Source organism: uncultured Kriegella sp., assembly GCF_963975415.1.
In the GTDB taxonomy this organism is placed as follows: domain Bacteria; phylum Bacteroidota; class Bacteroidia; order Flavobacteriales; family Flavobacteriaceae; genus Kriegella.
The window spans coordinates 1-13,613 of the sequence record NZ_CAXBGN010000007.1; the positions used below are offsets into that span (position 1 = coordinate 1).

General features: G+C 40.8%; 13 protein-coding genes and 1 pseudogene. 5 read left to right on the forward strand and 9 right to left on the reverse strand.

The features are described 5' to 3' along the window. The 8 genes and pseudogenes from rplB to rpsL form a co-directional block, all read right to left on the reverse strand. Nucleotides 1-140: pseudogene (gene rplB, locus AACZ88_RS15640) on the reverse strand (50S ribosomal protein L2); the annotation flags it as partial. A 9-nt stretch (nucleotides 141-149) separates the two neighbouring features. After that, on the reverse strand, nucleotides 150-440 hold the full coding sequence (rplW, locus tag AACZ88_RS15645) for a 50S ribosomal protein L23 (RefSeq protein ID WP_339712027.1): 291 nt from the start codon (nucleotides 438-440) through the stop codon (nucleotides 150-152). A 7-nt stretch (nucleotides 441-447) separates the two neighbouring features. Further along, nucleotides 448-1,077, reverse strand: coding sequence for a 50S ribosomal protein L4 (rplD, locus tag AACZ88_RS15650; protein ID WP_339712029.1), 630 nt, complete (start codon nucleotides 1,075-1,077; stop codon nucleotides 448-450). Further along, nucleotides 1,077-1,694, reverse strand: a complete 618-nt coding sequence (gene rplC / locus AACZ88_RS15655) for a 50S ribosomal protein L3 (RefSeq protein WP_339712031.1) — start codon at nucleotides 1,692-1,694, stop codon at nucleotides 1,077-1,079. Before rplC ends, rplD begins: the two co-directional genes overlap by 1 nt. A 200-nt stretch (nucleotides 1,695-1,894) precedes the next feature. Further along, nucleotides 1,895-2,200 carry a 30S ribosomal protein S10 gene (rpsJ, locus tag AACZ88_RS15660; RefSeq protein WP_007094989.1) on the reverse strand — a complete coding sequence of 102 codons (306 nt, stop codon included), beginning with the start codon at nucleotides 2,198-2,200 and terminating at the stop codon, nucleotides 1,895-1,897. A 10-nt stretch (nucleotides 2,201-2,210) separates the two neighbouring features. After that, nucleotides 2,211-4,343, reverse strand: a complete 2,133-nt coding sequence (gene fusA / locus AACZ88_RS15665; protein ID WP_339712033.1) for an elongation factor G — start codon at nucleotides 4,341-4,343, stop codon at nucleotides 2,211-2,213. Nucleotides 4,344-4,349: 6 nt separating this feature from the next. Beyond that, a complete protein-coding gene (gene rpsG, locus AACZ88_RS15670; RefSeq protein ID WP_089894041.1) occupies nucleotides 4,350-4,826 on the reverse strand; it encodes a 30S ribosomal protein S7 in 477 nt (158 codons plus the stop codon). Between the two features lie 102 nt (nucleotides 4,827-4,928). Further along, complete coding sequence (gene rpsL, locus AACZ88_RS15675) at nucleotides 4,929-5,303, reverse strand: 30S ribosomal protein S12 (protein WP_013305196.1); 375 nt, start codon at nucleotides 5,301-5,303, stop codon at nucleotides 4,929-4,931. Between the two features lie 789 nt (nucleotides 5,304-6,092). Between rpsL and AACZ88_RS15680 the strand changes: the two genes are divergently transcribed. The 5 genes from AACZ88_RS15680 to rlmB all read left to right on the forward strand — a co-directional run bounded on the left by AACZ88_RS15680 (nucleotide 6,093) and on the right by rlmB (nucleotide 12,808). Further along, nucleotides 6,093-9,287: a SusC/RagA family TonB-linked outer membrane protein gene (locus tag AACZ88_RS15680; protein ID WP_339712037.1), complete on the forward strand. Its 3,195-nt coding sequence runs from the start codon at nucleotides 6,093-6,095 to the stop codon at nucleotides 9,285-9,287. A gap of 19 nt (nucleotides 9,288-9,306) precedes the next feature. Beyond that, nucleotides 9,307-10,737, forward strand: a complete 1,431-nt coding sequence (locus AACZ88_RS15685) for a SusD/RagB family nutrient-binding outer membrane lipoprotein (protein WP_339712039.1) — start codon at nucleotides 9,307-9,309, stop codon at nucleotides 10,735-10,737. Nucleotides 10,738-10,752: 15 nt separating this feature from the next. Beyond that, nucleotides 10,753-11,478, forward strand: coding sequence for a BT_2262 family domain-containing protein (locus tag AACZ88_RS15690; protein WP_339712040.1), 726 nt, complete (start codon nucleotides 10,753-10,755; stop codon nucleotides 11,476-11,478). Between the two features lie 17 nt (nucleotides 11,479-11,495). Further along, nucleotides 11,496-11,990 (forward strand): lipid-binding protein, encoded by a 495-nt coding sequence (locus AACZ88_RS15695; protein ID WP_339712042.1) that lies wholly within the window; start codon nucleotides 11,496-11,498, stop codon nucleotides 11,988-11,990. A gap of 71 nt (nucleotides 11,991-12,061) precedes the next feature. Continuing rightward, the gene (gene rlmB, locus AACZ88_RS15700; protein ID WP_339712044.1) at nucleotides 12,062-12,808 is read left to right on the forward strand and encodes a 23S rRNA (guanosine(2251)-2'-O)-methyltransferase RlmB; all 747 of its coding nucleotides are present in this window, start codon (nucleotides 12,062-12,064) and stop codon (nucleotides 12,806-12,808) included. A gap of 9 nt (nucleotides 12,809-12,817) precedes the next feature. Here rlmB and AACZ88_RS15705 read toward each other — a convergent pair whose 3' ends face one another. Continuing rightward, nucleotides 12,818-13,561: a rhomboid family intramembrane serine protease gene (locus AACZ88_RS15705; protein WP_339712046.1), complete on the reverse strand. Its 744-nt coding sequence runs from the start codon at nucleotides 13,559-13,561 to the stop codon at nucleotides 12,818-12,820. Between the last annotated feature and the right edge of the window lie 52 nt (nucleotides 13,562-13,613).

Below are 13,613 nucleotides of genomic sequence, written 5' to 3' on the forward strand. Positions count from 1 at the left end.
CCTTGACTGTTTCTACCTCCGGACTTTTTTAACGGAGCAAGCAAGCTTTTCTCCGGCTTATCAGTAGTAATGGCGTCAAATCCATTTACTACTCTAAAACGCTGTCCTGGAGTGATTGGTTTTAATTTTCTAACTGACATCTTTAGTCTCTATAGATTACTGTAAAAATCAATAATATCACCTTCTACTACATCAACGATTGCCTTCTTGACCGAATTAGTCTTTCCGTGCTGCACACCAGTTTTGGTGTATCGCGATTTTCTTTTTGGGCCGTAGTTCATTGTACGCACTTTCTTAACCGAAACACCATACGCAGCTTCAACCGCATCTTTAATCTGTATTTTGTTCGCTCTTGGATCTACAATGAAACCATAACGATTGAGCAACTCACTATCCGCGGTCATTTTTTCCGTTATAATTGGCTTTATCAACACACTCATGGTTTTCCTATTTATTTAAGTTTGATTGCAACCCTTCTAAAGCGCCTTCCAACAATACGATATTATTTGCGTTTAATATCTTATAAGTACTTAATTCTGAGCTATTTACGACTTCAGAACGCTTCAAATTACGCGAAGACAAATATACGCTATTATTTGAATCACCCAACACAAACAAAGATTTTTTGTTCTCTAAGCCCAAGGACTTCAAAACCTGCATAAAATCTTTAGTCTTAGGCACTTCAAAATTAAAGTCCTCGACAACCAAAATAGCTTGCTCTTTTGACTTGATACTCAACGCAGATTTTCGCGCCAAACGCTTTAAGTTCTTGTTCAGCTTCTGCTTATAATCTCTAGGCCTTGGCCCAAAAATTCTCCCACCACCTCTGAAAATAGGTGACTTTATACTACCGGCACGAGCTGTACCAGTACCCTTCTGCTTCTTAATCTTTCTGGTACTACCAGCAATCTCACCACGTTCTTTCGATTTATGCGTTCCCTGTCGCTGGTGCGCCAAATATTGCTTGACATCCAAATACACTGCGTGATTGTTCGGCTCTATTGCGAAAACCTCATCCAAAAGGTCTACCTTTCTTCCGGTTTCTTTTCCTTTAATATCTAAAACTGCTACTTTCATTACTTCTCAATCGTTACGTAAGCGTTTTTATGACCAGGCACACAACCTTTTACTACTAAAAGATTCTTTTCTGGAACTATTTTTAACACTCTCAGGTTCTGAACAGTAACACGATCACCGCCCATTCTACCAGCCATTTTCATCCCCTTAAACACTCTTGAAGGTGTTGATGCCGCACCGATAGAACCAGGAGCCCTCAGTCTGTTGTGTTGACCGTGAGTTGCCTGACCGACACCACCAAAGCCGTGTCTTTTAACAACCCCCTGAAAACCTTTACCTTTTGACGTACCAACAACGTCAACAAATTCCCCTTCTTGGAAAACATCGACACCTATAGTGTCTCCCAATTTGTATTCACCTTCAAAATCCCGGAATTCAACGACTGTTTTCTTCGGAGAAGAACCTGCTTTTTTGAAATGACCCGCTTCGGCCTTATTAGCACGTTTCTCTGCCTTGTCATCGAAACCAAGCTGAAGGGCACTGTACCCGTCGACCTCTTCGGTTCTGACTTGGGTAATCACGCATGGTCCAGCCTCAATGACAGTACACGGAACATTCTTTCCGTTCTCATCAAAAATACTGGTCATGCCTACTTTTTTTCCTATTAACCCAGACATAATTTATTTATATTTAATATTCAACTATTACTCAATTTTTTTTGCAAAAAAACAGGGCAAGAAATCATCCAGCCCTGAATGTATTCTTTTTCCGTTTTTCCTTTGCACGCAGCTCCGGACATGTTCATTCCCACGAATGCGGGAAATTAATTCCCTCCTCATCCATTTTTAGATGAGACCCGTCTCTAACGGGAAAGCGATTAGACCTTAATCTCTACTTCGACACCGCTAGGAAGCTCTAACTTCATAAGCGCATCAATAGTTTTAGATGAAGAACTATAAATATCCAAAAGCCTTTTATATGAGCTTAACTGAAATTGCTCTCTCGATTTCTTATTTACGTGCGGAGAACGCAAAACGGTAAATATCTTTTTATGTGTTGGCAATGGAATTGGTCCCGTTACCACAGCTCCAGTCGTCTTAACCGTTTTTACAATTTTCTCAGCAGACTTATCCACTAAATTATGATCGTAAGATTTTAATTTTATTCTAATTTTCTGACTCATCTTCTAAAAATTATGCCGTTACCCCTTTAGCTGCCTTAATAACTTCCTCTGAAATATTCGATGGAGTTTCTGCATAATGAGAAAATTCCATAGTTGATGTCGCCCTACCGGAAGACAACGTTCTTAAAGATGTAACATAGCCAAACATTTCTGAAAGCGGAACTGTACCTTTTACCACTTTTGCACCAGCTCTGTCACTCATATTGGTAATAGTACCTCGTCTTCGGTTTAAATCACCGACAATATCACCCATATTTTCTTCAGGCGTTATCACCTCGATTTTCATTATAGGCTCCATGATAACCGCACCAGCAGCTTTACCAGCAGCCTTATAACCCATTTTCGCAGCCAATTCAAAAGAAAGTGCATCAGAATCCACAGGGTGGAAAGAGCCATCTTTCAATACTATTTTCATAGTATCCATTTCAAATCCAGCCAATGGTCCATTAAGCATTGCAGCAGCAAAACCTTTCTCTACCGATGGAATAAACTCTTTAGGTATACGACCACCTTTTATCTCATCGACAAATTGCAATCCTTCTCCTTCGAAATCCTCATCGGCAGGGCTCATTTCAAATACAATATCACCAAACTTACCACGACCACCAGATTGCTTTTTATAAGTTTCTCTGTGAGCCGCCATTTTAGTAAGCGCTTCTTTATATTCAACCTGAGGCTGACCTTGGTTGACCTCAACTTTAAATTCACGTCTTAAACGATCAACGATTATATCCAAGTGAAGCTCACCCATACCAGAAATAATGGTCTGACCTGAAGCCTCATCGGTTTTCACCTGAAAAGTAGGATCCTCTTCGGCCAACTTCGCCAAAGCCATACCCAACTTATCTACATCGACTTTGGTCTTAGGCTCTACAGCAATACCTATCACCGGGTCAGGAAAGTCCATACTCTCCAACACAATAGGATGTTTTTCAGAAGACATCGTATCACCCGTTTTAATATCCTTAAAACCTACCGCGGCCCCAATATCTCCTGCTTCAATATAATCTATAGCATTTTGCTTATTCGAATGCATTTGATAGATGCGCGAAATACGTTCTTTCTTGCCCGAACGGTTATTTAGAATATACGATCCCGCATCTAGACGACCCGAATATGTTCTAAAGAAAGCCAAGCGCCCTACAAAAGGATCTGTAGCAATTTTAAAAGCTAGAGCAGAAAATGGCTCTTTTACATCAGGCTTTCTACTTATTGACTCACCAGTCTCTGGATCCGTACCTACAATCGCATCTTTATCCAATGGAGATGGCAAATACCTACAAACAGCATCCAATAAAAACTGAACCCCTTTATTCTTAAACGAAGAACCACAAATCATAGGTATAATAGCCCTATCCATAACAGCAGCCCTTAAAGCCGCGTGCACCTCTTCTTCTGTAATTGAATCTTCATCTTCGAAGAACTTCTCCATCAACTCCTCATCATATTCCGCTACAGCCTCAATCAAAGCTGCTCTGTACTCGCGTACTTCAGCCTTCATTTCCTCAGGAATATCAATCACATCAAAAGTAGCACCAAAGCCCTCATCATGCCATACAATAGCCCTATTCTTAGCCAAATCGACAATACCTCTAAAATCAGCCTCGTCACCAATTGGCAACACAATAGGAACTGCATTAGAACCCAACATTTCCTTGACCTGTTTGCACACCATCAAGAAATTAGAACCCTGGCGATCCATTTTGTTCACAAAACCGATACGCGGCACTTTATAATTGTCGGCCAACCTCCAGTTCGTTTCAGATTGAGGCTCAACACCATCAACCGCACTAAAAAGAAAAACCAACCCATCCAACACACGTAAAGACCTATTTACCTCAACGGTAAAATCAACGTGACCGGGAGTGTCGATAATATTAAAATGATAATCTTTCGTATCTGGTAACGGCTTCGCGTTCTCTAAAGGAAACTTCCATGTACATGTAGTAGCCGCCGAGGTGATGGTTATCCCACGTTCCTGCTCCTGCTCCATCCAGTCCATGGTCGCAGCACCATCATGCACCTCACCTATCTTATGACTAACACCCGTATAAAAAAGTATACGTTCTGTAGTTGTAGTTTTTCCGGCATCAATATGTGCAGCGATACCAATATTTCTTGTATATTTTAAATCTCTTGCCATTTCTGATTAAAATCTAAAGTGGGAAAATGCTTTGTTGGCTTCTGCCATTCTGTGCGTATCCGTTCTTTTCTTCACGGCAGCACCCTCTTCTTTAGAGGCAGCCAATATTTCGGCGGCCAACTTTTGCGGCATGCCTTTTTCGTTACGCTTACGCGCGAAGCTAATCAACCACTTCATAGCCGTTGATATTTTACGATCTGGCCTAATCTGCATTGGAATCTGAAATGTAGCACCACCCACACGCCGGCTGCGCACCTCAACATGGGGCATTACATTTGAAAGCGCATCTTTCCATAACTCTAATGCCGTTTTTTCCTCATCAGTCTTCTTTTCCTCAACAATATCAATTGCTTCGTAAAACACACTGAATGCAATAGACTTTTTACCGTCCCACATCATCATGTTCACAAAACGCGTAACCAATTGATCATTAAATCTAGGATCCGGTAAAAGCGGTCTTTTCTTTGCCTGTTTTTTTCTCATTTTTCAAAGTTTGCGGTTTGCATCGAGCTTTTATGGTTTCAGACACTGAAGCAAAAATGCTTCATATCACCAAAACAACCGGCCCACACAACCTTAATTCATTTACTTCTTAGGGCGTTTTGCTCCGTATTTAGACCTTCTTTGGGTTCTTCCTGCAACTCCTGCAGTATCCAAAGCACCTCTTACAATGTGGTATCTAACACCTGGCAAATCTTTCACCCTTCCGCCTCTAACCAATACTATCGAGTGCTCTTGCAAGTTGTGTCCTTCTCCTGGTATATAGGCATTGACCTCCTTACCATTAGTCAACCTTACCCTTGCAACTTTTCGCATTGCCGAGTTTGGTTTCTTTGGAGTAGTAGTATATACACGTGTACATACTCCTCTCCTTTGTGGACACGAATCCAAAGCAGCCGATTTACTCTTCTTGGTAATTGTGGCCCTTCCTTTTCGTACTAATTGTGAAATTGTTGGCATACTATTATATATGTATAAAAAAACTTAGCCCCGTTTTAGGGCTGGCAAATGTAACAATATTTCATAATAATTCAAATCCTATTCCATTAATTTTGTCGGATTTCTTTAAATCCCCGCAAAACACCCTCTTTACCACCCTTAAAATACCCACAAAACATCTAACCTACTATTACCCAAAAGCCAATACATGTTTATTCAAATTAAAATCACCTAAAAAAGATTAAAAACTCAACTGGGGAGAATTACCTATCAGCACACAAAAAAACAAAAGACAAATTCCGTATTCCATTATTAAGACACCAAAACACTCACTACCAATCAATCCTATTTTCATTTACATTCCAAACAGAATCAATTCTTCAATTCACCCCCAAAACAAACCCATAACGACATGTAATAGCCATATACACCCGCTATCTAGAACTTGACCAATTAAAAACCCCTTAACCAACCAATAAAATCGCCCCAACAACCGAAGTACTCCTTATAAATCTTTCGAAAGACCATGAAAAACATTAACATTTATGATTTTCTAATATATTTTTTCACATTTTATGACTTTGTCAATTATTTAACAATAAATAACCCACATCGCCCTAACTACGTAGGAATTACTGTTATATTTGTAATAAGCGCTATTTATTTTGTTAAAATAAACTTAAAATATCCCTAATGTTTTCATTATTTAACAATCAAAAAACTATGCATGCATAAGTTTTTTGCCCAAAAAGTTGGATTATTAACACGATTTTAGGATTTTTGCAGCTAGCTAATTCAAATAATTATAAAATGAAGACAAAACTGAATGGACTTTTGACGCTCGTTCTGGCGTTAGCCGTGCACATTACTTTTGCACAGCAAAAAACAATTTCGGGTACGGTCACCGACCAAGATGGTCTACCGCTTCCCGGAGTAAACATCCTTGTAAAAGGAACTACGAACGGTACGCAAACCGATTTCGACGGAAATTATTCAATTTCAGGCGAAGTTGGACAAGTATTATCGTTCACCTTTATTGGGCAAAAAGATGTGAGTCAGACAATCGGGTCTGGCAGTACCATCAATGTTCAAATGGAGGAAGACGCCCAAGCTCTGGAAGAAGTTGTGGTTACTGGGGTATTAGGTACTAAACTTCAGCCGAGAGCCCAAGGTTATGCCTCTACCAGTTTAAGTAACGATGATTTGACCGATGTAACCAATACTAACCCCTTCGAGTCTCTTTCAGGAAAGGTAGCAGGTATGGATATTACCGCACCCGCGCAGCCCGGTGCATCTGCCAAGGTAATCGTGCGTGGCTTTTCATCTATTACGGGTAGCAACTCTCCACTTTACGTGGTAGACGGCACACCTATATACAATGAATCAAATAGTAACACAGATGACAATAGTGCGGATCGAACTTTTGATGGTGGTTCAGGTGTAAATGATTTAGACCCGAACAGTATAGAAAACATAACCATACTTAAAGGTGCTGCCGCAACCGCAGTTTATGGATCGAGAGGTGCCAACGGTGCCATTTTGATTACAACTAAAAAAGGGAAGGACACCTCTAAAATATCCATAGATTTCACCACTTCAATGGATGTTTTGGAAGTATCAAGGGTTCCTCACTACCAGAATGATTTCGGACAAGGATGGAACGGATCTAGTTCTTCCGCCCTTCCCGGCAGCGGCCTGCCTGGTGCCAGTAACGAAAATGGTTCTTGGGGACCTGAATACAATGGAGCCATACGCCCCTGGGGACAGATTGTTGACAATGCCCAACAAATAAAACCATACGTGGCACTCCCCGACAATGTCAAAGATTTTTACGATCAAGGAAGCGTATATACCAACTCTATCAGGGTTAGTGGTGGTGGAGCAAATTCAGATTATTCTTTGGGTTTCACGAACACTGACAGTGACGGTGTAATACCGACCGATGCCGACAAATATGACCGTAAGGCCTTTAGTTTGAACGCAGGTATTAAAAATGAAAAAATTGCCGTTAGGGCTAGTGCAAACTACATCGAAAGAGATCAAAATGTTGTAAATACAGGCCAAGGTGATGCTGCAGGGCAAGGGAATACCTTTATGCAGGAAATTCTTCAGGTACCTCGCGATATCAGTCTTGTAGATTTGTATGATTACGAGAACAACCCGTTCAACACCAATGACAACTTTTACACCCCTTATGCATCTAATCCATATTTTGTTGTCAATGAAAACTCTACCAACATTGCGAGCAATCGTCTTTTTGGCAACCTTAATTTCACTTTTAATGTGACTCCTTCCTTAACTGCTGTTTGGCAAATTGGGGCGGACATAGAAAACTTAAAGCGTAAAAGTTACGGTGCCAAAGTAGACTATACTCCAGGGTCTGCACAACAATTACTAAATACACTTCCGATTGTCGGTGGTGTGACAGAATATCAAATTGAAAGAAAACAGTATGATACTTATTTTACTTTAAATCACGATTTACAAATTTCAAGTGATTTAAATTTGACCTCATCTGCTGGTCTTACCTACAACCAGAGATCTTTCGATGAACTTTCTGTGGCTATTACAGATTTGGACATTCCTGACTACTATGAAATCAGCAACAGTGCTGTAACCCCAACAGTAACCAATAACAATGAGTTACGAAGAACATTGGGTCTTTTCGGAACCGCTACTTTAGGTTTTATGGAAAAATACTTCCTAACCTTAACCGCGAGAAATGACTGGTCTTCAACCTTGCCTATGGGCAACAACTCTTATTTTTACCCATCGGCAACGGCAAGTGCAATCATTTTTGATAGTCGACAGGCTTTTGTTAAGTTAAGAGGAGGTATTTCACAGGTAGGTAACGACACCAGTCCTTACAAAACTGAATCTACTTTAGTTCAAGGTACGGCAGGTGCTTATTTTGGACAGATTAATATGCCCATAGGAGGTGTAAACTCGTTCGAGTTAAATTCCCAGCTTGGAAACTCCGAGCTGAAGCCCGAAATCACAACAGAGTATGAGTTTGGTGCTGACGCTGCATTCTTTAATAGAAGAATAACCTTGGATGTTGCGTACTATGTTAAGAAAACCGAAGATCTATTGATCGATCGTCTTTTACCGAGGTCAACCGGTTATTTACAGATAACTGGAAATTATGCCGACGTAAGTAACAAAGGTATTGAACTAGCGCTAGGGCTCACTCCCGTACTTACAGAAAATTTCAAATGGAACATTGGCTACACCTTTACCAAAAACGACAATGAGGTTACCGACTTAAGAGGACTTGACAGATTCGTCATTAACAGTGCCTACGGTACTTCTTTCAATGCTGAAGAAGGTAGACCTTTAGGTGTATTTAGATTTAGAGGTCCGGCAAAAACCGCTGATGGCCAATATATCGTAGACGCCAATACGGGCTTTTATGTTCAAGATGAAGAGGAACAAGACTTAGGAACTTCGCAACGTGATTTCGTAATGGGTCTTAAAAACACCTTTACCTATAAAAATGTAAGCCTTTCTTTTGGCTTGGATTGGAAAGAAGGTGGAGAGATGTATTCGTACACCAACCGCTTGTTAGGTTTTACAGGAAATTCAATTGCTACGACTTATAATGAGCGTAATCCATTTATAGTTCCGAATTCCGTAGTAGACGATGGTAATGGCAATTATTCAGAGAACACCACTCCCATCGATTTTGATCAAGTCACTAATTTCTGGGGAACAGGGAGTAATCCTGCGATTGAGCATACCCACGTAATTGATAAAACTTTCATCAGGTTGAGAGACCTTTCATTGTCTTACAAGTTTCCGACTGATGCCGTTAAGGCTATTGGGCTGTCTGCCGCTTCTGTAAGCGTCTATGGCAAGAATTTATTCTTATGGACTCCGGATGAAAATCCGTATGTCGATCCTGAGGTAACTACTTTTGGTAGTGATCTTGCCAGTGAATTCGGAGAATTCGCCGCCAACCCGGCTCAAAGAACATATGGAGCCGCCCTTAAATTATCATTTTAAAAAAATAAAAATGAAAGAGATGAAAAAAATAATAGTAAGTGCTTTATGCATGATTTTTCTATTCGCATCTTGCGAAGATGATTTGGATATAAACCGTGATCCAGATAGACTATCTCCTGACGGCGTAGCACCCGCTACAGAATTACCTTCTGCCATAACGGGTATCGTTGGTGCACAGGGAGCTGAATTCGCGATAATCGGTGGAATGTGGTCTCAATTTTGGGCGCAGAGTAATGCTGCAAACCAATACCGGACCATAGACGCCTATTCTATCAACTCGACAAACTACCAAGGAGCATGGAACAATATGTACGATGCGCTTGGTGATGTTAGAAACATTAAGAGAAATGCATTTGAGGCGGGCAATTGGAATTATTATTTGATTGCCACCACCCTTGAAGTTTATGGGTCTCAAATTCTGGCTGATTGGTATGATGACATTCCTTATGAGGATGCGAATGATTTTACCAACTTTGAACCTTCCTTCAACACTGGTGAGCAGGTATATGACCTAATGATCGCCGATTTAAACGACGCTCTGTCGAAGAATTTAGCATCATCACAAGGTAGTGCCCCTCAAAGTGATGATTTCATTTTCGCGGGAGACATGAGCAAATGGGTACAGTTCGCCAATACTTTAAAGTTGAAGATTTATCTTAGACAAACGAATGCCAGACCTTCTGTAGCTCAGAGTGGGATTGCGACTTTAGGAAACAACTTCTTATCTGAAGATGCTGCAATGACACAATTCATAGATGAAGCTAATAGAAGTAACCCATTATATGAAAGTGACAGAAGACAATTGAATACGGCAACTAATCTTAGGGCCAGTACTACAATGCACTCTTTTCTTTCTGATAATGCCGATCCAAGACTCGATGCTTTTTATGGCACGGGAGTTCCACTTAATCAAGGTGATTACCAAAGTGGTGCAGCTCCTGCCTCAATTTCCATTGTCAACCTATCGGCAACCACCCCGGTTTATTTTATCTCTGCAGAGCACAGTATGTTTATGCAAGCAGAAGCTAGGGAAAGATATAGTGCCGGTGCGGGAGCGAAGGCTCTGTACGATGCTGCAGTGACCGAGTCCTTCAACAAATGGGGATTTGATGCCGCTCCTTTCATTGCAAGCGGTGGCGTTTATGAATATCCAACAGCGGGTACACTAGAAGAAAAACTAGAAGCTATTATTACCCAAAAATGGATTTCAAGTTTCCCAGGTAACGGCTTTGAGTCGTTCTTTGAACATAACAGGACAGGTATTCCTGCAGAATCAAGTGTAGCTCAATCAGACCCTGGCTATGTTTCAGGGCAATTTGCCTATTCAGTAGAAGGCTCAACAGGTGGAGAATTCCCCCAAAGGTTGGAATGGCCCAATGATGAATTGACCAGAAATGCAAATGCACCGAGCACTCCAGTTAAGATAACAGTTCCAGTTTGGTGGAAATAATAAAAAAATAGTATTATGAAAAATTTAATTTTATCCTTAGGGGTTGTTAGCTGTTTCTTATTTACAGCTTGTGAAACAGAATCTACAGGTGATGTTTCCGAAGTTACCAATTTCGCCGTTTTCAATATTAAGGGCAGCAGCGTTATTTTAGTTGAAAAAGGCTCAAACTATGAAGACCCTGGTGCCGACGCCGCTGAATCAGGTGTACCGGTCAATGTAGAAACTACTTCAAATGGAATTTTCAGGGGAGGTACCCTGGATGTCAATGTAGAAGACAATTACTCAATATCTTACTCAGCTGTCAACAAAGACGGGTTTGAAGCTTCAGGCTCGAGAAATGTAATTGTGGCGGAGACAGGTAATCTTGTTGATAATATTGCAGGTTTATATAGATCTACGGTCGTTAGAAATGGTGTAGTCGATGAAGATTATGAGAATATGGAATATGTCATAATTTGGAAAAATGACGATGGCAGCTTTACAATGTCTGACGGAATTGGCGGTTATTATATGTACGGCCGGGCTTATGGAAGTGCCTATGCGGCTTCGGGAGCCAAGGTAACCGTAAATGGTTTAAACGACTATACTTTCGGACCTAATTTTGCCGTTGGTGCTTTTGGAGGCATAGCCATGATTACTGAAATGACAGTAGACCCAACTGCCAAAACCATAAACTTTAAAACTGATTGGGACGCTGGCCCTTACGTTTTTGACGTGACTCTGGAGCAAGTGCAACTGTAACCTTAAAAAAAATAAAAATGAAAAAAAACATATTTTCAAAACTACTACTGTTTGTAATGATTGGTGGCCTTGTAATTTCATGTGATGAAGGAGGAGAACCAGAGGCAGGAGCGACCAGTACCGTTGAAATGTCTGGAGATTGGTTTGTTCAGACCTTTGTCGGTGACGATTTGGTATTGGATTACCAACAAATCTCGACATATAATACGGCAGCCGATGATGGTACTCAAATGTGGGTAGACGATCACGGACATATCTGGGATTTTAAAGTTAAAAGCCCCATTAACCTTGATGCTTTAACTTTTTCAGGGGAAACCCTGAGCAGCAATGTCGATGGTTATGAGGTTTCCGTGACGATAACGAATGGAGTTATCGAAAAAAACGGTACAACTTCGACCGGAGGTACAACTGTTGATAAAATCTCCTTTGACGCCGAGTTCTCTGATGATGCAGGCACTATCTATTCGATGATAGGCTATAAGCGGACCGGCTTCCCAGAAGACGAGCATTAAAAATTACTTTTAAGTGAATACATCTAAAAACCACCTCGATCGAGGTGGTTTTTTTATTTACCTTTGTCCTCATGCAAAAAACAACCCAAATCTACGGAATACGGGCCATCATTGAAGCTATAAACGCGGGTGAGCCCATTGACAAAGTCTTTATTCAAAAAGGACTAAAGGGCGACCTGTTCAAAGAGCTTGAAGGCATCCTACGTAAAAAAGGCATCAATGCCTCATACGTACCGATTGAGAAATTAAACCGCTTGACACAAAACAACCACCAAGGGGTTGTAGCCAACATATCACCAATTAGCTTTTATAGTCTTGAAGAATTAGTGGAGAACGTAACGGCGAACAAGAAACTACCCTTATTTCTACTCTTGGACCAACTCTCCGACGTTCGAAATTTTGGAGCTATCATTAGAACTGCCGAGTGCACGGGAGTTGATGGCATCATAATACAAAAAAAAGGTGCCGCTCCGGTAACCGCCGACACGATAAAGACATCGGCAGGAGCAGCCTTTAAGGTTCCCATTGCAAAAGTAGACCATATCAAAGATGCCGTTTTTTACTTGCAGGCATGCGATATCAAAATAATCGCGGCTACTGAAAAAACGAACACCATGATCTATGAGATTCCCTTTGATGAGCCATGTGCCATAATTATGGGCTCAGAAGACAGAGGTATCTCGCCCTCTATTATAAAGGTAGCAAATCATAGCGCCAAACTTCCCCTACTTGGTGAAATTGGCTCCTTAAATGTATCTGTGGCCTGTGGTGTTTTTCTTTATGAGGCCGTACGGCAGCGTCAAAATTTGCAATCCTGAATTGATAGTTTAAGAATTGGCATCGTCTCCTTTCTCTTTGTAGTGATAGGTGATTTTCACCTCTTCGGCGCCAAGCTTCATTTCATCGGCCTTGCGCTCTATAAAATTCCCATCCTCATCAAATTGCTGTAAAAACTCGTCTTCCTCCTCATTAAAATCCTCTAATTCCCAATCATATTTCTTCACGGAAGGTAGTTTTGCTTTGATGAATATGGCCAGCAGCAATCCGGTTAAAAATCCCGACAAATGGCCTTCCCAAGAAATATCGTCCTTTATCGGAAAAATATACCAGAGTAAACTTCCATAAATGAAAACAACAATGAGCGAAAGCGCCACCAGCCGGTAGTACTTACTAAAAATGCCTTTAAAAAACATAAAACTGGCCAAAACATAAATAGCCCCACTCGCCCCAATATGGTATGAAGGCCTACCGATTGCCCATGTCATAAATCCGGAAAGCAGTATTCCCAAAAACAAAACCCTCAAGGCAATATTTCTATAGAAGTAAAACAAGGCAGCTAACAATACCGCCAAAGGGATGGTATTGTTGTAAAGGTGTTCAACAGAACTATGGATAAAAGGGCTGAAAATTATGCCACGTAGCCCCACAAAATTTCTGGGGGCAACACCAAATTGGTTCAGGTTGACCTGAAAGCGTAGTTCAAACCAAAACACCGTCCAAATCAAAAGTATGGCTGTCATTGGCGCCAAAACCACTGCATTTGTAAATTTGAAATATTGATGTTCAGACATGTAGATTAAAAAATAAACCTGTTGCAACTAGCCGTTAAAAAATTATTTTGCC

Bases quoted from the DNA above. Each gene is read 5' to 3' on its own strand.
- fusA (WP_339712033.1), bottom strand. From the start codon at position 4,343: ATGGCAAGAGATTTAAAATATACAAGAAATATTGGTATCGCTGCACAT.
- rpsL (WP_013305196.1), bottom strand. From the start codon at position 5,303: ATGCCAACAATTTCACAATTAGTACGAAAAGGAAGGGCCACAATTACC.
- rplD (WP_339712029.1), bottom strand. From the start codon at position 1,077: ATGAAAGTAGCAGTTTTAGATATTAAAGGAAAAGAAACCGGAAGAAAG.
- rpsJ (WP_007094989.1), bottom strand. From the start codon at position 2,200: ATGAGTCAGAAAATTAGAATAAAATTAAAATCTTACGATCATAATTTA.
- AACZ88_RS15695 (WP_339712042.1), top strand. From the start codon at position 11,496: ATGAAAAAAAACATATTTTCAAAACTACTACTGTTTGTAATGATTGGT.
- rplC (WP_339712031.1), bottom strand. From the start codon at position 1,694: ATGTCTGGGTTAATAGGAAAAAAAGTAGGCATGACCAGTATTTTTGAT.
- AACZ88_RS15690 (WP_339712040.1), top strand. From the start codon at position 10,753: ATGAAAAATTTAATTTTATCCTTAGGGGTTGTTAGCTGTTTCTTATTT.
- AACZ88_RS15705 (WP_339712046.1), bottom strand. From the start codon at position 13,561: ATGTCTGAACATCAATATTTCAAATTTACAAATGCAGTGGTTTTGGCG.
- rplW (WP_339712027.1), bottom strand. From the start codon at position 440: ATGAGTGTGTTGATAAAGCCAATTATAACGGAAAAAATGACCGCGGAT.
- rlmB (WP_339712044.1), top strand. From the start codon at position 12,062: ATGCAAAAAACAACCCAAATCTACGGAATACGGGCCATCATTGAAGCT.
- AACZ88_RS15680 (WP_339712037.1), top strand. From the start codon at position 6,093: ATGAAGACAAAACTGAATGGACTTTTGACGCTCGTTCTGGCGTTAGCC.
- AACZ88_RS15685 (WP_339712039.1), top strand. From the start codon at position 9,307: ATGAAAAAAATAATAGTAAGTGCTTTATGCATGATTTTTCTATTCGCA.
- rpsG (WP_089894041.1), bottom strand. From the start codon at position 4,826: ATGAGAAAAAAACAGGCAAAGAAAAGACCGCTTTTACCGGATCCTAGA.